The following is a 22,077-nucleotide window of genomic DNA, read 5'->3' on the forward strand; positions in this document are numbered from 1 at the left end:
TTCAGCCTCCCTCGATATATATTTATTGCTGTGCTACAGGATCTTTTGTTTTCACATTTACCGCCTCGTATTTTTCATACTTCAATGTTCTTTCAAGTCTCTGGATGCTTTGGCGAGGAACATATTCTCCATATCCCGCTTCTCCGACTATTCCCTTATCTTCTTCGAAGACCACGTTTCCGCGGATAATGGTTTGTACTGGCTTGCCTTTTAGTTTCATGCCATGCAGCGGGTTGTATTTAGCCATTGATTCTGTTTTCTGTTCATCAATTACATACTCTTTTTCAAGGTCAATAACAGTGAAATCAGCATCGCTGCCAATTTCCATTGAGCCTTTCTTAGGGTAAATTCCATAATGAATGGCGGCATTACGGCTCGTTACTTCTACAAATCTCGATAAGGATATGCGTCCTTTATTTAAGCCTTCACTGACAAGGATCGGCACCATCGTTTCTACACCCGGAATGCCAGGGAAGGTGTTCCAAATCGTTGCACCTGGATAATCCTTTTCGGTAGCAATTTCATATGGGGCATGGTCGGTTCCGACGAAGTCGATTGTTCCGTCAGCCAGTGCCTGCCAGTGGGATTCGTTATCCTCTTTTCCTCGCAGCGGAGGAGCAATTTTGGCATATGAGCCCCGCTCTGACATGGAATCCTGAGCATTTAAAACAAGGTAGTGAGGGCAGGTTTCAGCTGTAACCTTGACACCACGCTTCTTTGCAGCCTTTACCAGCTGGACGCCTTCCTTTGTGCTCATATGTACGACATGTACACGTGCGTCTGTAGCTTCCGCGAAGCTGAGAATCAGTTCAATGGCCACTTTCTCAGCGAGGCTTGAACGAGCTTCAGCCCATGCAGGTCCGTCAAGGCGGCCTTCTTTTTCAAGTTTTTTCGAATTGAATGTGCAGATATCATAGTTTTCAGCATGAACACCAATAGGAAGACCGGTTTTTGCAACGTTTTTAAAAATCTCCAGCATTTCTGCGTCAGATACTTTAGGGAAGGTAGGCACAGAAGGAGTCATGTAAACTTTAAATGCAACAACTCCCTGGTCTATCTGAGGGTAAATATTATCAATCCAGCCTTCACGTGCATCTTCACCTGTCATACCGCCCCAGAAGCAGTAATCAATATAAGCCTGATCTCTGATTGGACCGATTTTTTTATTGAAGCTATCCCCATCCCGAACAGATGGCTTGCTGCAGCATGGCATATCGATAATGGTTGTCAAGCCTCCAGCTGCTGCAGAACGGCTGCCGGTCGCAAATGTTTCTCTGTGAGTAAACCCGGGATCCATAAAGTGGGTATGTGGATCAATACAGCCTGGAACAACTAATTTTCCTTGAATATCAATAACCTTGGCTGCATTCAGAAAAGAAATGTCATTCGTGTAGCCGACAATCTTTCCCTCGTTTACTAGAATATTCGTTAAAACCTGACGATCTCCCTGTGGAATATTTGCATTTTTCAGAATTAAATCCATTTACATTGCTCCTATCTATTAATTTGATTTCTGCCTCAAAATAAGAGGCAGATGGTTACAGCAGCTGCTATTAAATCATTTCAGCTGAGTGATCTCCTTTCAGCTGTTCGATTCTTTCACTTTCACTTATATTTAAATCTTTATAATTAAATACCAAATTTAATAAAATTGCTGTGATGCTTCCCAGTACGATTCCATTTTCAACCAGCAGGCGTGCACTTGTCGGCAGACTCTCAAAAATCTGCGGTACAACTGCCGAACCAAGTCCGATTCCTATTGAACAGGCAACAATCAGCAAGTTTTCATTTTTGCTGAAATCCACTGCAGAAAGCATTCTGATTCCTGATGAGATAACCATCCCAAACATCGGAATCATGGCTCCTCCAAGGACAGCCATAGGAATAATCGTAGTCAGAGCAGCCACTTTAGGCAAAAGACCTAAAGTCATCAATATGACACCAGCTGCGATAACAACATTCCGTGTTTTTACTTTAGTCAAAGCTACAAGCCCCACATTCTGGGAAAAGGAGGTATAAGGAAACGCGTTAAAAATGCCCCCTATAACAACAGCCAGTCCTTCTGCACGCAGCCCTTTCTTAATGTCTTTAGAGTCCAGTTTTCTTTCACAGACATCACCGAGAGCAAGAAATACTCCAGTAGATTCAATCATGCTCACAATTGCTACTAAAGTCATCGTAAGGATGGCTGAGGGATTGAATGTCGGGAATCCGAAATAAAACGGCTGAACGACATGAAACCAGGAAGCCTGGCTGACTTCAGAAAAACTGACAAGTCCCATAAAGTAAGCTGCTATTGTCCCGGCCACCAATGACAGAAGGACAGAGATCGCTTTCATATAACCTTTAAAAAACCTGTTCATTAAAATAATCAGCACTAGTGTAAATGCAGCCAGGAATAGATTTTTCGCACTTCCATAATCAGGTGATCCAAGCCCGCCTGCAGCATTATTCATGGCAACAGGAATCAGTGATACCCCGATAATAGCGACGACTGAACCGGTAACGACCGGCGGGAAAAACCTCATAATTTTACTCATAAATTGTGATAGGATCATGACGATAATACCTGAAGCAATAATAGCCCCGTAAATGGCAGTAATGCCCTGCAAATTCCCGATGGCAATCATCGGGCCGACTGCTGTAAAAGTACATCCCAGAATGACAGGCAGCCTAATGCCAAAATGCTTCCCCCCTATAACTTGAAGCAATGTAGCAATCCCGCAGGTAAACAAATCAATCGATATTAAGTAAGCAAGCTGCTGGGCATTAAGCCCAATTGCCGGTCCCACAATCAGCGGTACAATGACAGCACCTGCATACATGGCTAGCACATGCTGAAATCCCAAAGTCCCTACCTTCCAAGGATTTAGCTTTTCCAAAGATTTTCCCCCCAGGTTTAATTCTTTGTTATGCCATAGCCTACTCCAGCTTTTAAAACGGCATCACCTCCCAACAGAAATATTTGTATAAAAAAAACCGCAGCAATAGATAACATCAAAGTAAACCATAGATGTTCTATTACTGCGGTTTCATTCAGCTTCCGTTAAACAAAAGACAAAGGAACCGCTCCTATATTCAGGTTTAAGAAAAACTGCGGCATGCACAGCTCTCCCTAACATAATGTAAAACTGCTATTCTTCAAAATAAATAATGGTGCATGCTTCTTCAGTAACAGGATCATAATCTTTTAAAATCGTCCTGACTTTCAAATGAAGAGCATCTTCAATCATCCCTTTAAAAAGCGATTTGAATTCAACAATCAATGCTGAATCAACCGAAATGGTCAGGTGATGGAAGTTCTGACTCAGCATATGCAGTGCCTGAACACGCTTATGCTGGGCAAAGATGATGACTCTATCATCAAAAGTTTCAATACGCTGTTTTTTTACACCCGTTCCATAGATCTCCTGGTTCACACGATTATAGAGATAAGCGAGATCTTTTTTTATGGTCTGAGATAATTTTGAGGTAGAAACAGTCATGAAATCCTCCTGTTAATCAATATATTAAACAAGGCTATTTTAGAAGTCAATATCTTTTTTCAGAAAATTCATACTTGACAAAATATTAACTTAACTATTACACTACAAATCAACTCCCCCTCTATTTCTATAATTGTTCCAATAAAACCTCCCTTCAGCACCATGAAAAATTAAATAGAATTTTTCGTATAACCTCAATAATCGGTTTGAGGGTTTCTACTGGGAACCGGAATTCCTATCTACGAAAGGTATATTTTCCTGTGGACTTCAAACAGGGAACCTTTTGTGCAGGAATTTTTTTGTGCTTATTAGTCTATTTAGAAGAAGAAGCATAATATCATAATTTAAATACCTCTGCTTGCTCGCCAGGCTAATATCCCTACAAACTGCTCACACTATTTTTTCATTGCCATTATAGTTTCATAATCTATGAGGAGGCGAAGATTTGAAAAGTATTCAATTTATTGTTAATGGAAAGGAATGTACGGTCCTTTGCCCGCCTGCGAAAACGCTCCTTGATGTTTTGCGGGAGGATCTGGGTCTGACTGCCAGCAAGGAATGCTGCGGAAAGGGAGAATGCGGATCATGCTCTGTTTTAATCGATAATGAGGTTGTATGTTCCTGTCTTGTCCTCGCTGGCCAGGCTGAAAACCAGGTGATCACCACTTGTGAAGGAGTCGGATTATCACCAAATCTGGATGTGATTCAGGAATCATTTATTGCGGAAGGAGCAACACAATGCGGGTACTGTACTCCGGGAATCATCGTATCTGCAAAAGCTTTTCTGGATGGTATTGACCATGTTCCATCCGTTGGGGAAATCAAAACCGCATTAGGAGGCAACCTATGTCGCTGTACAGGCTATACCAAAATTATTAAGGCCGTTCAGACAGCTGCCAGCCAAAAAATATCCGAGCCGGAAACAATCCGATAGTCCATGACACATACAGCTATTTTGCTTGCCGCGGGCCAGTCCAGCAGAATGGGAACTCTAAAAGGACTGCTGCCATGGAATGGTATGACATTATTCGAGCATCAGCTTAACTCTCTCAGAAAATCGGTTTTCACAGATATTGTAGTTGTATTGGGATTTGAAGCTGAAAAATTCCTTTCAATCGGAAAAAAGCATTCTGCAAAATTGATAATAAATGAACATTTTCAAGACGGTAAATGCTCGTCAATCATTGCAGGGGTGAAAGCTGTCAACACGTTATCAGAAACGATTCTGATTACATCCGTGGACCAGCCGCTTCATCCTGTCATCATTAATAAACTCGCCGGGAATCTTAGAAACAGCCGCTGCCTGATTGCAGTACCCAGCCACCAAGGCAAAAGAGGACACCCAATCCTCTTTTCCTCCCGATTGAGGAACGAGCTTTTATCGATAAAGGAAGAGAAAATGGGCTTGAGACATGTAATTCATGAGCATGAGAAATTTCTACTTGAGTTGCCGGTGGAAAATGAGCAGATTCATCTCAACCTGAATCATCAGGAAGATTATAAAATTGCACTAAAAAAATATACTGGGAGGTAATTCGATGCTTGTTTCAGAGATTGACATGATCACCCCTTCCTCTCTATCCGAATGTCTGATGCAGCTATCGAAGGAAGGCAGGATCCATAGATTGATAGCAGGCGGTACAGATGCTGCAGTCCGGATGAAGGAAGGCAAATGGCGGCCGGAGATTTGGATCAATATAAAAAACTTAAATGAGCTGCGGTATATCCAAGAAAGTGAAGATTGTATTTATATTGGCCCCTTGACCACCCATAAGGATATTATTTATTCTCCGCTCCTGCAAAGAAAAGCCGATGTTCTCGTGGATGCAGCACGGGAAGTTGGCGCCACCCAGATGCAGAATATGGGAACAATCGGCGGCAATATTGGCACTGCCTCACCTGCAGGCGATACACTTCCTGCTTTGTATGTTCTTGGAGCAAGGCTTGAACTCACCTCTCTGTCGACTAAACGAATCATTCCAATCGAAGAGTTTATACTTGGCCCCGGCAGGACAGTTTTAAAAGAAAATGAAATGATTACAAAAATCCTCATAAAATCGCAAAAGCCAAATGAAATAGGCATTTTCCAGAAGCTCGGCCCCCGCAAAGCACAATCTATTTCTATTGTGAATGTTGCTATTTCACTCACATTGGACCAGGACCTGAAATGCCGGGAAGGAAAAATCGCCTTCGGATCTGTGGCACCAACTATTATCCGGGCACGCAAATGTGAATCTATGCTTTCCCTGGGAACGATTAATGATGAATTAATCCGGAATATCGCCAAAATTGCCTGGAAAGAGGTCATGCCCATCTCAGATGGAAGAGCAACTGCTACATATAGAAGGGATATGGCGAGCGCTTTATTAGAAAGAGGATTGTACCGTTTAATCAGGAGGTGGGATAACCAGTGAACACCAAATGGGTTGGAAAAAGGGTGAAAAGAATTGATGGCCCGGAAAAAGTAACCGGAGAATTAAAATATATGACCGACTACCATTTTGACAATATGGTTTGGGGTAAAGTGCTGCGGTCGGAATATCCGCACGCCAAAATTAATTCCATTGATATTGAAGCAGCCAAAAATCTGCCTGGTGTTATTTGTGTACTAACCCATAAAGATATTCCCGGCTTTAATGGATTTGGGATTGTGGTTCCCGACCAGCCTGTTCTGTGTTCTGATGTCGTCCGGTGCACAGGGGACGCTGTAGCCCTGGTAGCTGCAGAAACACTGGAAATCGCCGAGCAGGCACTGAGTTTAATTAAAGTGGACTATGAGCCCCTTGAAGTTGTTGCAGATGCTGAATATGCCCTGAGAGATTCTGCTCCGAAGCTTCATCCGGATGGCAATCTGCACAGCCATGTCAAAATAAATAACGGAAACATTGAGAAGGCCTTCGAGGAAGCTGACATCATTGTAGAGAATACCTTCTACTCTCCCCGGCAAATGCATGCTTTTATCGAAACAGAAGGCGGCTGGGGGGTAATGGATGACGAAGGGTTCCTAACGATTCGCTGCCCTGGCCAATACGCATACCGCGATCGAATGCAGATTGCGAGGTCCCTGGCTTATAATCCTGAAAGAATAAGAGTCATTTCAAGCCCAATTGGCGGTGCCTTCGGCGGGAAGGATGAGATCACGGTTCAAATATACCTTTCCCTCCTTGCACTGCATACAAAGGGACGGCCTGTAAAAATCCATTTGAGCCGGGAAGAGTCTGTCATTGCGGGTATAAAAAGACATCCTTTTAAAGTTCAGATGAAGACCGCTGCTAAAAAAGACGGGACACTTCTTGCCAATCAGGTTAAAGCCATTGGAGATACTGGTGCTTATGCATCACTTGGAGGGGCAGTCATTGCACTTGCGATCGAACATTCATGCGGCCCATATAAAATTCCCAATGTGGATCTCGAAGGCTTCTGTGTGTATACCAATAATGGCATTGCCGGTGCTTTCAGAGGCTTTGGCGTCAATCAGGTATGCATGGGAATTGAAACACATATGGACATGATTGCAGAAAAGCTGGGAATGGACCCTATCGAATTGCGTAAAAAAAATGTCTATCACCAGGGGGAGGTTTCAAGTGTCGGCCATATTGTCAAATCCAGTGTTGGCACCTATAAAACCCTGGAAACAGCAGAGAATTGTGAGCTGTGGAAGAACCGGGAAAAGTATAAATCCGAAGTAAGTGAGCCATGGAAAAAACGGGGAGTTTCCGTGGCAACATCCTTTCATGGCATCGGAATGGGCATTGGCCTTCCTGACTATGGTGCCGCCTCTATTGAACTGCTGCCGGATGGAACATTCCTTGTAGGAGTGGGATGCGAGGAGATCGGAGGAGGCAATAGCACCGCCTATGCCCAGATAGCCGCTGAAATGCTGAACTGTGATATCAGCAATATTAAAATCGTTCAAGGTGATACACAAAAAACACTCGATGGAGGTACTGTAACTGCATCCCGCTCCACCTATACCGGTGGAAGAGCTGTTGCGGCAGCAGCACCCAGGATGACTGAGCTTCTTATTCAAACTGCTGCTGAAATGCTGAATTTAGATTCTTCTCAAATTGACTTAAAACCGAACCATATTTCAGCCCATGGAGAGATCATACCTTATAAATCTATCTATAAATACCTTTATAATCATCATCGGGCAACTAGAGTAGAAGGACACTTCTACCTGCCGAAAGAAAAAGAAGAAATCAAAGGATCCGGCGGTGCTCCCCACCATTTATACGGATATTTGACACATGTAGTGATGGTGGAAGTTGATACTTTAACAGGTGAAACGGAAGTTCTGCGGGTTGTATCCATCCCGGATGCAGGCAAAGTCATTAATCCGCAGGGGCTGGAGGGCCAGACTGAAGGCGGAGCCGTAATGGGCATCGGCTATACCCTTTATGAAGATGTACTGATCGAAAATGGATATCATAAAACGCGGAATTTCACTGATTATATCATCCCTACTATTCGCGAGACTCCTCTGATTGAGACCTTTCCGGTAGAAGAGCCCGAACAATCAGGGCCTTTTGGGGCGAAGGGAATTGGAGAAGTGGTGATGATTCCGATTATTGCTGCTATCATGTCAGCCATATATGATGCAACAGGAGCCAGAATCCGTCATCTGCCCGCTACTCCCGAAAGAGTGTTTAATGCATTGAAAGATCTCAAAAAACAAAAAGTCCAATCCTCAAGGTGATCCTATTGATGAGCCGCAATTTATTTGCAAAATTAGAAGAGTCAATCAATAACCGCAAAGACACATTCCTGCTGACCATCACAGAATATCCTGATGAAAAGCTCATCGGAGCCAAAGCTTTATTATGGCCTGACGGAGAATTCTGCACCGAAGCCTCCCTTCTGCCGCTGGATGTGAGGGATTTATTATCAATACATTGCAATAAACTGGTCACCAAAAAACGGTCCGGGACTGTGAGATTTATGTGGAAGGATCGTTTAATTGAATGTTTTGCTGAGTACTTCCCTTCTCCGCTCCATTTGATAGTCGCCGGTGCGGGTCATGTATGTGAACCCGTGGCAGAAATGGGACGTTTGCTCGGATTTTTCGTGACCGTAATAGACGACCGAAAAGAGTTTGCAAACAGAGAACGCTTTCCAAATGCAAATGAAGTGGTTTGCCAATCCTATCTGGATTATTTCCGGCATGTCGACATTACGGAAAAAACTTATATTCTCCTTCTTACCCGGGGACATAAGTATGATGTTCTCAGTTTGAATGAACTCTTAAAAAGGGAATTTCAGGCAGGATATATTGGCATGATCGGCAGCAGAAGACGTATTTCGGGAGTATTCGAAGAAATTCAGCGGGATTTTCCGCATGAAAGCTTTGAAAACTTATACACACCTGTGGGTCTCGATATTGGTGCTGAAACTCCTGCAGAAATTGCAGTCAGTATCATGGCAGAAATTCTGAAAGTGAAAAATCAAAAATCCGGAGATTCCTTAAGTTCGCAAATTAAAAGATTTGCAAAAATGGGGTTCCATGAGGGGGCTGGCAAATGGACCAAATGCAGCTTATAAAGCGCACCCTCGATATCAGGAAAGGAGGTGAGAAAGCAGCACTCGCCACAATTATCCGCACGAAGGGCTCTACCCCGAGAAAAACCGGAAGCCGGATGATTGTGTTCCCCTGCGGAAGAGTAGAAGGAACAATTGGCGGAGGCTGCGGTGAAGCGGAAGTAATTGAGGAGGCTTTTCAGGTCATTCAAACAAATACCCCAAGTCAAAAGCGCGTTGATTTAACAAAAGGGCTGTTTTATGAAGATGGCGGAATATGCGGCGGAATTATGGATGTTTTTATTGAACCCATCTAACCAGGAAAATAGATCTCCCGCCTATTCCATGGTCAAGTCAGTTCGTGTCTCAGGATGAACATTAACCATGATGAATAAGGAGTGACCTTTCATGTCGATGATTGAAAAGGATCTTGGGTCGGGCCTCCCGCCTGCCTCTAATGCGAACCTATTAGATCGGCTCTTTAAGCTTTCCGCACGGAACACAAATGTAAAGACAGAAATACTGGCAGGCATTACTTCATTTATGACAATGAGCTATATCATCTTTGTCAATCCGATTATCTTAGCAGATGCAGGAATACCAAAAGAAGCCGCATTGGCTGCAACTATTTACGCAAGTGTCTTCTGTACTCTTCTAATGGCACTGTGGGCAAATTTCCCTGTAGCAGTTGCCCCGGGCATGGGGCTGAATGCCTTTTTTGCCTATACAGTTGTACTCGGTCAGGGTCTTTCCTGGCAAACAGCCCTTGGAGCGGTATTTATATCAGGGATTGTGTTTTTAATTTTAACTGTTACCGGAGTCCGGCAGAAAATTGTAGATGGTGTCCCGGATGTCTTAAAGTCAGCCATAGGTGTTGGAATTGGTTTATTCATTGCTTTTATCGGGTTAAAAAATGCAGAACTTGTAGTCGCTAATGAAGCTACATTTGTCGGCCTGGGAAGCATCACAAGCAAGGGGCCGCTTCTTGCCATATTCGGATTAATTATTGCCGCCCTCCTGATGGCAAAGAAAGTAAAAGGTGCCCTGCTTATCAGTATATTGGGTACAAGCGCAGCAGCCATGATTATTGGTTTCATTGCCTACCCTAAAGCCGTAAGTGACATCGTGTCACTCAATCTTCCAAGCATGTCTGAGACGTTCCTGGCTATGGACTTTATGGGAGCAGTAAAATATGGCATCATCTCAGTTATTTTCTCCTTTACGATTGTAGAATTATTTGACAATTTAGCTACCCTCATCGGATTATCAAGAAAAGCTGGCCTCACAGATGAAAATGGAAAAATTGAAAACCTGGATCGTGCCCTTCAGGCAGATGCAGTTGGAACGATGGCAAGTGCAGCCTTCGGAAGCACTGCCTTAAATGCTTATGTGGAAAACGCCACAGGGATCTCGGAAGGCGGACGCACTGGCTTAACTGCTTTAACTGTAGCTGTCCTATTTTTCCTGTCGCTCATTTTTGCTCCACTCATCTATTTCATACCGTCTGTCGCCACTGCGCCTATTCTTATTCTTGTTGGCGCCTTAATGCTAAGTGAAATAAAACATATAAGCTTTGACGACTTTACTGATGTTATTCCTGTATTTTTAACGATTGTTCTCATGCCATTAACTTTCAGTATCGCCCAGGGACTGGCATTCGGTTTTATCTCTTACACACTGCTTAAGCTTCTTACCGGCAAGCATCAACAAATCCACTGGATCATGTATTTTGTCAGTGCTGCATTTATTATTAATTTCATTATGGGCGGACATTAATCTGATGACGGTCATTTTTTTAAAAGCGAGGAGTCCAAATGAAACTTACCATTGAAACGTTACGAAAAAGAATTGATGTGGCGGCCAAAAGAACTCCTGCCGATCTTGTTATTAAAAACGGAAAAATAATAAACGTATTTACACGTGAAATCATCGAGGAAGACATAGCGATTGCCGATGGATTCATAGCTGGCTTAGGAAGCTATGAAGGCAAGGAAATTATTGATGCTGGGGGCAGCTATATCGCCCCCGGCTTTATTGATGGGCATGTCCATATTGAATCGGCGATGGTGACTCCTGCAGAGTTCAGCAATGTTGTCCTCCCGCATGGAGTAACGACTGTGATTGCAGATCCTCATGAAATAGCCAATGTCAGCGGAACTGACGGCATTGATTTCATGCTGGATTCTTCTGAAGATATCCCGCTCGATGTATTTTTTATGCTGCCATCCTGTGTCCCTGCAACTCCATTTGAAAATGCCGGCGCTTCTCTCAGTGACACGGATCTCGAAAAGTATTACAGTCACCCAAGAGTGCTGGGGCTCGGTGAAGTTATGGATTATCCCGCTGTTATGAACAATGATGATGGAATGCTGAAAAAACTGGAAGCAGCCTATAGCAAAGGGAAATGCATTGATGGGCACGCAGCAGGACTTAATGGGGATGAAATCAATATTTACATGGCAGCCGGCATAAGAACAGATCATGAATGCATCAATCCAGAAGAGGCACTGGACAGAATGCGCAAAGGGATGTATGTTATGCTGCGGGAAGGATCTGCGGCAAGAGACTTATTGTCCCTTCTCAAATCTGTCAGCGAACAAAACGCACGACGCTGTTTATTTGTTACGGATGACAAGCATCTGGATGACTTAATCAATGAAGGCAGCATTGATCATAATGTCAGAATGGCCATAAAGGAAGGGATGGATCCCATACTTGCCATACAAATCGCTACTCTGAATGCAGCAGAATGCTTCGGCCTGAAAAATAAAGGGGCCATTGCTCCCGGTTATGAAGCAGACCTGGTTTTTCTTAGTGATCTCAGGAATGTCAAGGTTGAGAAAGTTATAAAGACCGGAGTACTTTCTGCAGAGAACGGGATCATAAAGAATTCTGTTCCAAACAGCATTGCACCTGCTGAACCCATCTTGAACAGTGTCAAAATCAGCAGCCTGATCTATGAAGATTTAAGTATTAGCATTGGTAAGGGTGACTGCAATATTATTGGCATTATACCGAACAGCATTGTGACCAGGCATCTGATGGAAAAGGCAGATTCAATTGATGGCTATTTCCAGCCAAATCCTCATAGAGATCTCTTAAAGCTGGCTGTTGTGGAGCGGCACAATTGCACAGGCAGCATCGGGCTTGGTATTGTTAAGGGATTAGGGATCACAAGAGGCGGGATAGCTTCAACAGTTGCCCACGATTCCCATAACATTGTTGCAGCAGGCACATCGGATGAGGATTTGCTGGCTGCCATTAAGCATACGGCAGCAATGAGAGGCGGCCTGGCTGTTGTCCAGGATGGGAAAATTCTTGCGGAATTGCCCCTGCCTATTGCGGGACTCATGACTGATCGGGATTCTTCTTTTATACATGCACGTTTATCCCAATTGAATCACGAACTGATGACAATCGGATGCAGCATGGAATTCAACCCGTTTTTGACACTCTCATTTTTAGCGCTTCCGGTTATCCCTGAACTCAAATTAACTAATAAAGGTCTATTCTCCGTAAGATCCTTTAGCCACATTAAAGCCGAGGCAGAAAAATAAGGCCGGGATGTTCTCCGGCCTTTCTTTTATTTTTTAGCGGCTTCCTTATTAGTTAAAGTTAAGGCAGACCAGGCTGTATCATCCGCAAAGTACCTGCTCCAGCTTGCAACACCGGCTAGATTATACTTCTTTGCCAATTCAGCCCGTTTTGTCAGTGAAATTTCATCTTCAAGCCACACTTTGTAAGTAATTTTATCTTTTTCTGAATAATGCTCCGCATAATTTTGCCCGCTTACCGGATCATATTCCGGAATAATTTTATTTTGACTGAGCCATTCTTTCACTTTGCTCATGGAAAGGGCTTTGGAAGAAACATCCCCATTTGATTTTTGCTCCCATAATCTTGTGTATAAAGGCACACCCAATAATAATTTTTCATTGGGCACAACCTCGAGCAGAAGTTTCAGATTTTCTTCCACCCAAGGGAGGCTTGCAACGCTTCCCGCAACCTGTGAGCTGCCCCAATGCTCATCATAAGCCATCACTACCATATAATCTGCTATCTTGGCAAGCTTATCCCTTTCATAAAAAGCCGACCAATTGCCGCTTGATGAAATGAAGGTGATATCCATCGACACTACTAAACCTGCGTCATGAAAATATGGAGTGGCTTCTCTCACAAACTGTGTTATTAATGGCCCGTCTTCAGGATTAACATTTTCAATGTCAAGATTGATCCCGTTTAATTCATATAATTGACTGAAATGCAGAAGCTGGCGAATCATATTCTGCCTTGTTTCAAAAGAGCCAAAAGCTTCATGTGTTAATTCAGGATCAAATGCATTTGAAAATAAGCCCCAAATTTGGTATCCCTGCATTCTGGCCCAATTTGCATAATCCTTCGAACCCAGGTTTTTGATGGCCCCTTTTCCGTCCGCAAGCTCAAACCATGTTGGCGAAATGACATTAACGCCTTCCATCTTTGGAATGCTCGAAGTATTCGGGTTCTTGGTATATACAGCTTCCCAGGTCAGCTGAATTGGACCTTCCATTTTCGGCAATGTGTTTTTTGTTTCTTCAAGAGAAATAGCTATCTCCTTCCTCTCTCCCTTTTTTATGTATTGCTTCTTCAAATAGCCGGCTCTGCCGTCTTCTTTTCTAATAAGATAGTAGTCTCCTTTTTCCTTTTCAATAAAGACATTCTCTTTTGGAGATACGGAACCGGTATAAGGTGAATCCAGACTGGCTTTCGTCCGCAGCCGAAGCAGTTCTTCATGAATATTTTTTTCCTGCACTTTACCGGCAGCAAAGATCTCTCCATTCTTTTTAATCCAAACTGCACCTGTTTCAGAGAGAATTGAATAAGTTATTGGATACAAAGCCAATAGGGGCTCAATCGCCAAATACCTGTCTCCTTCTATTTGTTTAACGGCAGAATACTCCATTTTCATAGGCTTCCCATTCACCTGGTAGCTGGAAGATTCAGATGGCATCTGCACTACTTTATTTTTAGTGGCAATAATGACAGATTGTGAAGGTTCATCAAAAATAATAGCTTCGTCAACAAATTCCCGCAAAAAAGTTAATGGCAGGTAGATCGTTTCCCCTTCTATGTAAGCATTTCCCGCCTGTTTCCCCATAAACAAAATCGGATGATCTCCTTTAAAGTAAGCAGCCTTCTCCTTTGAAGCAAAAGGGTATAAAAACATGAATATGCTTGAGGTTATCAGTAAAAAAGCAAACAAAAGCCCCGCAAAAATAATTTTTTTAGCGGGAGGCTTTTGCTGACCTGTTTCAATTTTATACATTCCTTTTCCTCCCTTACTATCCATCGTAACGAAATAATCAGAAAATGGGAAGAAAATTTAGAATGTCTTCAAATATATTACCCATCCTATATTAACGAAATTAATTTAGGAAAGGTTTCAATATTTTATCAATATGTTGTAAAGTGAGTAAGCTTCTGCAGTCTGTAAGTAATATATTTGGCCACAGGCATTTTTTCATTGGACGGATAATTCTTCGTATAAATGGCTCCGTTATTATTCCAAAGCGTATTAAAATACCTGTCGACATCCTTCATAACCCGGGTTTGGGAAGGGGCGCTGATTTTTAAATTTGTCTCCAGGTTTAAATCGTCCAGATTTCTTTTTGTAAAATTAGCTGAACCAGCTATGATCATACTATTTTCTCTGCCGGTTATATACATGATTTTTGAATGGTATTGTTCAAATCCCGTATTGTACCATCTGATTTTTATGTTATCATGGCCTAATTTGTCCAATTCAGCTGCAACAGGTATATTAGGCAGCCCGATCTTTTCAGATCCGAAAGCGTTCTGGTTGGGATCCAGGATCATTTTTACTTTTACTCCCCTATCGGCTGCTTCTTTCAGTGCATCAACCACTTTTCGGTCAGCAAGATAAAACATGCCAAGCCAGATGGTTTTCCCCTTCTTGACTTTATTGATTTCTTGAAGAATGTGTTTATAAATTTTGCCTTCAGTAAGCACTTGGACCTTAAGCGGGCCAGTTTTTTGGTTTTTTTCAGGCTTGAAATCTGCCAGTTTGCCGGATGCCGAATAATCGACAACTGCCTGCTCGGTTTTTACGAGGTCAGCTAAAATAGGCCCTTTTACTTCAAATGCTATATTGGAATGAAATCCGCTGGCATTGTGAGGGTTTCCAGAAGTTACAATTCCTGTTTTTTCCGTCACAAAAACCTTCCGGTGATTTGCTTTTATGTTCATTAGATCGAGATAGGACCTGAATGTCACTTTTGGAGCATTTTCTGCAAGCGGATTGGGCAGCCAGCCTTCACCAGCCTGGCCAAACCATTGTATAAATACACGCCAAAATGCCGAATAAATTGGATTTGAATCCCTTAAAGGAACTAATGAAGTGTAAACCACATTTATGCCATTCTCTTTGAGTTCCCGGTATTCCGGAACTTCATGCGATCCATAGGTACTGTTAATTCGATCTGTGATTAAGGTAATCTTCATATTCGGGCTGCTGAGCTTTTTTTCGATCAGCTTATCAGTTATTTTCCCGCTAATATCCGGATATTTTTTATCACCATCGTTAAAGCCATTGAATAAAAACATATCTATCACTATAAAATCCTCTGCTTCGTCAATTGCTTCTAAAATGCGCTGAAAGATCTGCTGTTCACTTTCTCTTTTGCCATTTTCTTTTTCATATGTTAAATCGTAAAAGAACTGAACATCTTCTGCCGAATATACGTCCCCCTCGAACGAAAGGCCTTTTGGCAATGATTTATTGGATTGATAGATGATGGTTGCTGCCAATACCAGCACAAGGCTCAAAATAGGTATCCATACCTTTTTTCTATTTACTTTTTTCAGAACCTTTTTCACCAAGACTCCCCCTGCTCCTTTGACTGCGATATCTATATATAGACCATTTTTGACTATTGTAAACTCATCTATGCGCCTTCAGGCAAAATAAAAGACGAAGGCCAGCGCCTTCGCCATTTATACATATTTTTAGCCTACAAGCTTTACTAGCATATGAGACAGCTTATGCTTTTCTTCTTCTGTTCCTACCTTCCACAATTCCTGAAGAAGCTTTTCTTCACGGTTTCTCGGATCTTCTTTGGAAGCCAGATAATCGCCTACCTTTTGAGCAGTATTAGCAAGCTGCTCCTCGTCCATGCCCAATTTCTGTCCCATGGAAACCTTTCCGCTTAAATAATCTTTAAATCCGTCAAAGCTTGAAAGAATTTCATCTTTCTTTTCGATTCCCATGCTATCGAGTTTTCCCTCTACATTAGCTGCTTGTCCATTTACGTTATTCATATTCTGTTCCATGCTGAATCTCTCCTTTATATGGATTTGATTGCTGTGACAGTCTACTAATACCCGCTGGCATTCATATCAAACACAAGCCGGAGAGTTTGAAAAACCTCCCTGAAATAAATTGGACAACTTTTTATTTGCACATGGTATGCAGGTTTGCTCACATGGTACAATATACTAACATAGAAAGTATGAAGGAGAGTTTTTATGATTTATGGAATTATCATTATTTTAGCTTACTTACTTGGCTCCATTCCTTCTGGATTAATTGTAGGAAAACTTTTTTATGGAGTGGATATTCGTGAGCATGGCAGCGGAAATCTTGGCGGTACCAATACTTTCCGAACCCTGGGTGTTAAAGCCGGCATGATCGTTACCATAGCTGATATCTTAAAAGGCACCCTTGCTGCATCCCTGCCCTTGTTCTTTGGATCGGATATGCATCAACTTATTGCCGGAGTGTTTGCAGTTATTGGACATATGTATCCTCTCTTTGCCGGTTTTCGCGGAGGAAAAGCAGTGGCAACCTCAGGGGGAGTGCTATTAGCCTATGTACCGTTCATGTTTCTTATCATATTGGGTGTTTTCTTCTTAAGCCTTTACATAACCAAGTACGTATCTTTATCCTCTATTCTGGCAGCAGCAGCATCCATCATTTACGCTATTATACTAGGTGACATACCCCTGATTATAGTTGTTTCTATCCTGGGATTCTTTGTTATTTACAGGCATAGGGCAAACATTAAACGAATCAGGGACAAAACCGAGCCCAAAATAAAATGGCTTGGATGAAAAGCAGACGCAGTGAAAAACAGCAGACCAATTACCTGCTGTTTTTTATTTTTTTTTTTGAAAATTATTTCATAAATGAATCACAAAATCTGCGAAACGCGAATAAAAACTTATACATAAAAAAACATAAATTGATATCTTTCGCCATACATTAGTTTAGGCTTAAATTTTGCCGAGAACGTTAATGTTAGGATGAATAATGAGATGGAAAAGGAAGAAAAGACGTATATAAAAAAAGCAGAAGGAGAAATCTGCGAAAGCAGCGTGCAGCTGGCAGCAGCATTAGCCCATGAAATCAGAAATCCGCTGACAACAGTAAAAGGGTTTATGGAGCTCTTAAAGCCTTATTTAATTGAAATCGGCAAAGAACAGTACGCCAAAATTGCGATTGATGAGATTAATAGGGCAAATGATCTGATTTATGATTTTCTAAATGCATCGAAACCTGGAATAAACAAGAAAACGGAAATAGACTTAAACAAATTGATTCAGGAAATAAAGATTTCTTTCGAAAATCAGGCAATTATTAAAAATATAAACCTTTCAGTTAACCTATGTCCTGCAGATCCCGCCATCTATGGTGATTCTAATAAGATAAAGCAAGTACTGGTCAATTTAATTAAAAATGCACTGGAGGCATGTGAAGAAGCTCATGCAGGAGAAGGAAAGGTTTGCCTGACTGCCAAATCAAACAGCCGGAAAATCCAAATTATTATTGAGGATAATGGACCAGGCATGACAGAAGAAACGATAAACAGTTTATTTTTGCCATTTTATACAACTAAAGAAAAAGGGACTGGCATCGGTCTATCCATATGCCGGAAAATAATAGAGGAACATAAAGGCAGAATTAAAGTTCATTCCAGACTTTCACATGGCAGTGTTTTTACAATTGAACTTCCTGTGGCATTGAAGTTGGATGGAAAATTTGCAGAAAAATGATGAAAAATGCAAAAATTCATAATAAAATTAGTCTATTAATATATATATTCTGACGCTTTATATTAAGGGGTTAATTTTTATGAAAAACAACAAAGCCTTCCTGCTATCTGCCTTTTTCTGTACCACATTATTAATTTGCTCAGGTCTCTTAATCTATAGAATGCACACTGAACATAAGGCTGAGGCAGCTGTAGCCAAATCTGTTCAATTGCATGCTGAAAACAGGGAAACTGCCGAGAGCAATAAAATCCTTATTGAAAGGGTGACCTTAGGAGCTATTGGAGACATCCTTATTCATGATTGGGTATATAATGATGCAAATACAAAAACAGGCTATGATTTCAAACCGATGTTTGAACATGCAAAATCGCTATTAAGCCTGCCCGATCTCCTACTTGCCAATCAGGAGACTATTCTTGGCGGCCCCGAAATAGGAATTTCCAGTTACCCAATGTTCAACAGCCCTCAGGAAGTGGGGAATGCTCTCATTGATGCAGGCGTTGATATTGTTTCAACTGCCAATAACCATTCACTCGATAAGGGAGTCAAGGGCTTGGAAGCATCTCTGGATTATATGGACCAAATTGGATTGCCGCATGTGGGAACAAGCAGAACACCAAGTGAGCAGCAAACCTTGAAAATACTCAGCAAAAACGGAATTAAAGTTGCCTATCTTTCTTATACATATGGCACAAACGGAATTCCCGTTCCGTCAGGCAAAGATTACCTCGTTAATCTCATTGATGAAACCGCAATGAAAAAAGAAATTAAACGGGCTAAAGACGGAGCTGACGTCGTTGTCATGAGTATGCATTGGGGAAATGAATATCAGCTTCAGCCAACAGAGGAGCAAAAGAAATTAGCTGAGATTCTCGTAAATGAAGGTGTTGACATTATCTTCGGCCACCATCCACATGTTCTTCAGCCTATGGAGTGGATTGACAGAAAAGACGGAGGCCGATCATTGGTCGTATATTCGCTTGGCAATTTCTTATCCGGGCAGATGCGGGATTATAAAGATATAGGCGGACTTGCAACCGTGGAGGTTACAAAATATATTGATCAAGATGGGGTCGATATTAAACTTTCCAATCCCGGCTTCGTCCCGACCTACGTCAGCAATAAACAGCTGAAAAATTACCGGATCGTGCCGCTCGAGGATGCGGGCCCCTTTGGTTTACCCCATGCAGAGTCCAAATTTGCCGAAATTATGAAACATATGATGGGAAATATTCACTGAAGCGCTTTATAGCGCTTTTTTTGTGTAAAAAATGGTAAAATATCTATATGCAGGGAGGTTTGATTATGAAAACCACTTACATTAATAAGTCTCTTCCTTTTTTGCAGCTAAGTGTATTCACCGCTGGCGTATTGCTTTTTCAATTGAAGCTTTTCGCATTAGCTTTCATACTTTCGTTTGGACTTATTATATTTTTATTGCTTCTCTCAAAGCAGGAGCGTGTTTTTTCCTGGACCATTGCGGGATATTTAACAGGCAGCCTTTTGTTTCTATATGGCGATAAGCTGCTTGATGCACTGCCCCTTCCATACTATATCTTAATGATATTGAATCGGTTTCTTCTGGTGATCCCGATCCTGCTGCTGGTCTATATTTCAATAAAGTTTAATAAAAAGGCTATCCCCTTTTTACAGAAACCGGATTGGAATTCCCTTATATTTTTCCCATTTATATGGAGCGGCTTCCACTCGATAAAAATAAAGTATTTTCTTATCATTGCTGTCATAATTAATTTTGCTTCATTTGCTTATTCTATTTTTTCAGCTGAAAACTCCTTTTCATTGGACTTTTTACTATTCCTGATTGGCTTCTCAATTGTAAATGGAATAATGGAAGAGCTTTTATGGAGAGGAATCATCTTATCCAGAATGGCTGAACTGTCAGGAGAAAAGGCAGCAGTTCTTTTCTCCGGGCTGGCATTTGGTTTTTCTCATATGGTTCTTGGCTACTCATTTATTTTGTGTCTGCTGTTTGCTGTCGGCGGAATATTTTATGCCGCTGTCACAGTGAAATCCCGAAGCATCTTTCCTGCTTTCATATGGCATATTGCCATGAACGTATTCATGATTTTAAGCGGATTAATACCTTTTCCGGGATAGTTGAATGCTGCAAATGCAATCAAAAAAGAAAGGCTGCAGACATTTTATTCGCGAATAAGGAAAAACTAGCCTATAATATGACTATCACCCAGGAGGAGGAATTTCAAATGAACATACATATCGAAGATCAAGCTGCCCAATGGTATCAGGAAGAAATGCTCTTAACAAAGGGTGACTTTGTCCGCTTTTTTGCAAGATATGGAGGCTGCAGCACTGTTCAGCAGGGATTTTCATTAGGCGTCTCTAATGAACAGCCACATGACGCAGGTGTGCAGACTGAAAAAAACGGAATTACCTACTTTATAGAAGAAAAGGACTTATGGTACTTTGATAATCACGATTTATTCGTGACATTTAATGAAAAAGCACAGGAACCTGAATTCAAATATACCAATGAGTAAAAGAAGCAGACACAGCCTGCTTCTTTTTTTCTGTGGCTTTATTAAAAAAAATGCTGATATTTGATTTTCTCGAACAGTAGTTCTTTCTCAGTTAACTTAACTTATGATAAACTAAGGTTATTGGAATTTTCCGAATAATGGAAAGTTTATTGTTCCGTAAAGGGCAGGTTAATTCATTAAAAGGAAGGAAAAAGGTAAATAGAAAGGGAGCTATTTTATAACCGGATAAATAAAGGAGAGAAGGCTATGAGTAAATCATTTATTGAACAAGTACATTATATTAGGATTCCTGTAAAAGATTTAGAACTGTCTGCACAATGGTATAGAGATGTATTAGGGCTCCAGTTACTAAACAATACTGAGAAACTTGCCATTTTAAAAGTAGGTGAAGGACCGTTCTTGCTTATCTTAGTACATACCGAAGATGAAACATTTTCACATTTTACTATTGATAATGAACAAGAATTTAGCATTGGCTTTACAAGTCCAGAATTATCCAAGTTTCATCAACACTTAATTAATAATCAAGTGAAGGTCGAGGATATAAAAGAAGATAATGGTCATGCCTTTTTCCACTTTTATGACCCAAATGGCAATAAACTTCAAGTACACTGGTAAGATTATAATAAATAAAGTACCCTATTTTATTAAGTGGTGCTTTAACGGAATAAAAAGGGGAACGTCCAAATCAGACGTTCCCATATTTTTTGCCTGAACCTGCTTTCCTTTGTAGGTGCCTTTCGCTTTTCTATTGCAGCCGTTCCAGCTGCTCCCATAGCTCCTCTTTTTCAAGGATTTCCTTCTGCCTGGCACCAATCAAATCAAAGTGTGAGTAGCCATCAGTGCGATAATCTATCCACTCAGGCTTGAGGCCATGTGATTCTCCCCAATCTATCAATTTCTTCAAATCTGAACAGCCGACCTTTGTCACCGTTTTACAGCCAGGGAATCGCTCATCTAACCAATAATGAGTTAAAAAAGCAATTTCTCCACGGTCTATTTTCCTTTTCCATTCTTGAAGATCTTCTCTGCGAAGGCCGAATGCCATTTCTATTCTCCATCCTTTATTATCTGACAGCACCTTCAGGCTGCTTTTTTGCTTTTTCATACGCTTCATGCCAATCGGGGTATTTCTTTTTAATTGAAATCGGGCGGAAATTATCCTTTTTGACGCAAACATGCTTGGACATGCCTGTCACGGCAAGCTCTCCATCATCATTGTATATTTCATATCCATAGCTGACGCGGAAACCGTCATACTCTTCAATCCAGGTTTTAATTGTAGCAGTCTGCCCGTAGCGCAATGGTTTTTTATAAGAAGCAAGGATATCCAGAACAGGAGAGATGATTCCATCCTTCTCCATTTCAGCATAGCTGAATCCAAGATCTTTTATGATCTGTGTCCGGCCAAGTTCCATCCATACCAAGTAATTGGCGTGGTATACTACTCCCATTTGATCTGTTTCTGCATATCTTACCTCTATTTCTTTTGTTGAGATGAGCAT

At 41.5% G+C, this 22,077-nt stretch carries 22 protein-coding genes and 1 riboswitch; of the genes, 14 read left to right on the top strand and 8 right to left on the bottom strand.

The annotated features are described in order from the left end of the window. Nucleotides 1-22 precede the first annotated feature (22 nt). From allB to PBF_RS20480, 3 genes are all read right to left on the bottom strand, one after another. Nucleotides 23-1,483: an allantoinase AllB gene (allB, locus tag PBF_RS20470; protein ID WP_035332406.1), complete on the bottom strand. Its 1,461-nt coding sequence runs from the start codon at nt 1,481-1,483 to the stop codon at nt 23-25. A gap of 70 nt (nt 1,484-1,553) precedes the next feature. Beyond that, nucleotides 1,554-2,882: a nucleobase:cation symporter-2 family protein gene (locus tag PBF_RS20475; protein WP_035332407.1), complete on the bottom strand. Its 1,329-nt coding sequence runs from the start codon at nt 2,880-2,882 to the stop codon at nt 1,554-1,556. A 252-nt stretch (nt 2,883-3,134) separates the two neighbouring features. Beyond that, on the bottom strand, nt 3,135-3,485 hold the full coding sequence (locus PBF_RS20480; RefSeq protein ID WP_035332409.1) for a Na-translocating system protein MpsC family protein: 351 nt from the start codon (nt 3,483-3,485) through the stop codon (nt 3,135-3,137). 164 nt (nt 3,486-3,649) lie between these two features. After that, nucleotides 3,650-3,747: riboswitch (purine riboswitch) on the top strand. Nucleotides 3,748-3,930: 183 nt separating this feature from the next. Here PBF_RS20480 and PBF_RS20485 point away from each other — a divergent pair. From PBF_RS20485 to ade, 8 genes are all read left to right on the top strand, one after another. Beyond that, a complete protein-coding gene (locus PBF_RS20485; protein WP_035332410.1) occupies nt 3,931-4,419 on the top strand; it encodes a (2Fe-2S)-binding protein in 489 nt (162 codons plus the stop codon). A gap of 3 nt (nt 4,420-4,422) precedes the next feature. Further along, nucleotides 4,423-5,019, top strand: a complete 597-nt coding sequence (locus PBF_RS20490) for a nucleotidyltransferase family protein (RefSeq protein ID WP_035332412.1) — start codon at nt 4,423-4,425, stop codon at nt 5,017-5,019. Between the two features lie 4 nt (nt 5,020-5,023). After that, entirely contained in the window at nt 5,024-5,899 is an 876-nt protein-coding gene (locus PBF_RS20495) for an FAD binding domain-containing protein (RefSeq protein WP_035332415.1), read from the top strand. Beyond that, nucleotides 5,896-8,184: a xanthine dehydrogenase family protein molybdopterin-binding subunit gene (locus PBF_RS20500; protein ID WP_035332417.1), complete on the top strand. Its 2,289-nt coding sequence runs from the start codon at nt 5,896-5,898 to the stop codon at nt 8,182-8,184. The genes PBF_RS20495 and PBF_RS20500 overlap by 4 nt, the downstream gene beginning before the upstream one ends. 8 nt (nt 8,185-8,192) lie before the next feature. Then, on the top strand, nt 8,193-9,026 hold the full coding sequence (locus tag PBF_RS20505) for an XdhC family protein (RefSeq protein ID WP_035332419.1): 834 nt from the start codon (nt 8,193-8,195) through the stop codon (nt 9,024-9,026). After that, nucleotides 9,005-9,319, top strand: a complete 315-nt coding sequence (locus PBF_RS20510) for an XdhC family protein (RefSeq protein WP_035332421.1) — start codon at nt 9,005-9,007, stop codon at nt 9,317-9,319. Before PBF_RS20505 ends, PBF_RS20510 begins: the two co-directional genes overlap by 22 nt. Before the next feature lie 91 nt (nt 9,320-9,410). Beyond that, the gene (locus PBF_RS20515) at nt 9,411-10,778 is read left to right on the top strand and encodes an NCS2 family permease (protein WP_035332423.1); all 1,368 of its coding nucleotides are present in this window, start codon (nt 9,411-9,413) and stop codon (nt 10,776-10,778) included. Between the two features lie 38 nt (nt 10,779-10,816). Continuing rightward, entirely contained in the window at nt 10,817-12,559 is a 1,743-nt protein-coding gene (ade, locus tag PBF_RS20520) for an adenine deaminase (protein WP_035332424.1), read from the top strand. Nucleotides 12,560-12,585: 26 nt separating this feature from the next. Here the strand turns inward: ade and PBF_RS20525 are convergent, their stop codons facing one another. From PBF_RS20525 to PBF_RS20535, 3 genes are all read right to left on the bottom strand, one after another. Continuing rightward, a complete protein-coding gene (locus PBF_RS20525) occupies nt 12,586-14,307 on the bottom strand; it encodes a glycosyl hydrolase family 18 protein (RefSeq protein ID WP_035332426.1) in 1,722 nt (573 codons plus the stop codon). A gap of 128 nt (nt 14,308-14,435) precedes the next feature. Further along, nucleotides 14,436-15,878 (bottom strand): phospholipase D family protein, encoded by a 1,443-nt coding sequence (locus PBF_RS20530; protein ID WP_035332428.1) that lies wholly within the window; start codon nt 15,876-15,878, stop codon nt 14,436-14,438. 129 nt (nt 15,879-16,007) lie between these two features. Beyond that, nucleotides 16,008-16,331, bottom strand: coding sequence for a DUF3243 domain-containing protein (locus PBF_RS20535; protein WP_035332430.1), 324 nt, complete (start codon nt 16,329-16,331; stop codon nt 16,008-16,010). 195 nt (nt 16,332-16,526) lie between these two features. Between PBF_RS20535 and plsY the strand changes: the two genes are divergently transcribed. The 6 genes from plsY to PBF_RS20565 all read left to right on the top strand — a co-directional run bounded on the left by plsY (nt 16,527) and on the right by PBF_RS20565 (nt 21,190). Beyond that, nucleotides 16,527-17,111, top strand: a complete 585-nt coding sequence (gene plsY, locus PBF_RS20540) for a glycerol-3-phosphate 1-O-acyltransferase PlsY (RefSeq protein ID WP_035332431.1) — start codon at nt 16,527-16,529, stop codon at nt 17,109-17,111. A gap of 204 nt (nt 17,112-17,315) precedes the next feature. Continuing rightward, nucleotides 17,316-18,053, top strand: coding sequence for a sensor histidine kinase (locus tag PBF_RS20545; RefSeq protein WP_051488960.1), 738 nt, complete (start codon nt 17,316-17,318; stop codon nt 18,051-18,053). Between the two features lie 79 nt (nt 18,054-18,132). Then, entirely contained in the window at nt 18,133-19,293 is a 1,161-nt protein-coding gene (locus PBF_RS20550) for a CapA family protein (RefSeq protein ID WP_035332433.1), read from the top strand. Nucleotides 19,294-19,358: 65 nt separating this feature from the next. Next, complete coding sequence (locus tag PBF_RS20555; protein ID WP_035332435.1) at nt 19,359-20,171, top strand: CPBP family intramembrane glutamic endopeptidase; 813 nt, start codon at nt 19,359-19,361, stop codon at nt 20,169-20,171. A 107-nt stretch (nt 20,172-20,278) separates the two neighbouring features. Then, the gene (locus PBF_RS20560) at nt 20,279-20,572 is read left to right on the top strand and encodes a HesB/YadR/YfhF family protein (protein WP_035332437.1); all 294 of its coding nucleotides are present in this window, start codon (nt 20,279-20,281) and stop codon (nt 20,570-20,572) included. Nucleotides 20,573-20,818: 246 nt separating this feature from the next. Beyond that, a complete protein-coding gene (locus tag PBF_RS20565; protein WP_035332439.1) occupies nt 20,819-21,190 on the top strand; it encodes a VOC family protein in 372 nt (123 codons plus the stop codon). A gap of 130 nt (nt 21,191-21,320) precedes the next feature. Here PBF_RS20565 and PBF_RS20570 read toward each other — a convergent pair whose 3' ends face one another. Together PBF_RS20570 and PBF_RS20575 are read right to left on the bottom strand one after the other, a co-directional pair. Then, nucleotides 21,321-21,620, bottom strand: a complete 300-nt coding sequence (locus tag PBF_RS20570; protein ID WP_035332441.1) for a hypothetical protein — start codon at nt 21,618-21,620, stop codon at nt 21,321-21,323. A 19-nt stretch (nt 21,621-21,639) separates the two neighbouring features. Continuing rightward, nucleotides 21,640-22,077: an acyl-CoA thioesterase gene (locus PBF_RS20575; RefSeq protein WP_035332443.1), complete on the bottom strand. Its 438-nt coding sequence runs from the start codon at nt 22,075-22,077 to the stop codon at nt 21,640-21,642.

The sequence above is a fragment of the Cytobacillus firmus DS1 genome (genome assembly GCF_000565285.1).
Taxonomy (GTDB): Bacteria; Bacillota; Bacilli; order Bacillales; family Cytobacillaceae; genus Cytobacillus; species Cytobacillus firmus_A.

Bases quoted from the DNA above. Each gene is read 5' to 3' on its own strand.
- allB (WP_035332406.1), bottom strand. From the start codon at position 1,483: ATGGATTTAATTCTGAAAAATGCAAATATTCCACAGGGAGATCGTCAG.
- PBF_RS20480 (WP_035332409.1), bottom strand. From the start codon at position 3,485: ATGACTGTTTCTACCTCAAAATTATCTCAGACCATAAAAAAAGATCTC.
- PBF_RS20490 (WP_035332412.1), top strand. From the start codon at position 4,423: ATGACACATACAGCTATTTTGCTTGCCGCGGGCCAGTCCAGCAGAATG.
- PBF_RS20495 (WP_035332415.1), top strand. From the start codon at position 5,024: ATGCTTGTTTCAGAGATTGACATGATCACCCCTTCCTCTCTATCCGAA.
- PBF_RS20505 (WP_035332419.1), top strand. From the start codon at position 8,193: ATGAGCCGCAATTTATTTGCAAAATTAGAAGAGTCAATCAATAACCGC.
- PBF_RS20510 (WP_035332421.1), top strand. From the start codon at position 9,005: ATGGACCAAATGCAGCTTATAAAGCGCACCCTCGATATCAGGAAAGGA.
- PBF_RS20515 (WP_035332423.1), top strand. From the start codon at position 9,411: ATGTCGATGATTGAAAAGGATCTTGGGTCGGGCCTCCCGCCTGCCTCT.
- ade (WP_035332424.1), top strand. From the start codon at position 10,817: ATGAAACTTACCATTGAAACGTTACGAAAAAGAATTGATGTGGCGGCC.
- PBF_RS20525 (WP_035332426.1), bottom strand. From the start codon at position 14,307: ATGTATAAAATTGAAACAGGTCAGCAAAAGCCTCCCGCTAAAAAAATT.
- PBF_RS20535 (WP_035332430.1), bottom strand. From the start codon at position 16,331: ATGGAACAGAATATGAATAACGTAAATGGACAAGCAGCTAATGTAGAG.
- plsY (WP_035332431.1), top strand. From the start codon at position 16,527: ATGATTTATGGAATTATCATTATTTTAGCTTACTTACTTGGCTCCATT.
- PBF_RS20545 (WP_051488960.1), top strand. From the start codon at position 17,316: ATGGAAAAGGAAGAAAAGACGTATATAAAAAAAGCAGAAGGAGAAATC.
- PBF_RS20550 (WP_035332433.1), top strand. From the start codon at position 18,133: ATGAAAAACAACAAAGCCTTCCTGCTATCTGCCTTTTTCTGTACCACA.
- PBF_RS20555 (WP_035332435.1), top strand. From the start codon at position 19,359: ATGAAAACCACTTACATTAATAAGTCTCTTCCTTTTTTGCAGCTAAGT.
- PBF_RS20560 (WP_035332437.1), top strand. From the start codon at position 20,279: ATGAACATACATATCGAAGATCAAGCTGCCCAATGGTATCAGGAAGAA.
- PBF_RS20565 (WP_035332439.1), top strand. From the start codon at position 20,819: ATGAGTAAATCATTTATTGAACAAGTACATTATATTAGGATTCCTGTA.
- PBF_RS20570 (WP_035332441.1), bottom strand. From the start codon at position 21,620: ATGGCATTCGGCCTTCGCAGAGAAGATCTTCAAGAATGGAAAAGGAAA.
- PBF_RS20575 (WP_035332443.1), bottom strand. From the start codon at position 22,077: ATGCTCATCTCAACAAAAGAAATAGAGGTAAGATATGCAGAAACAGAT.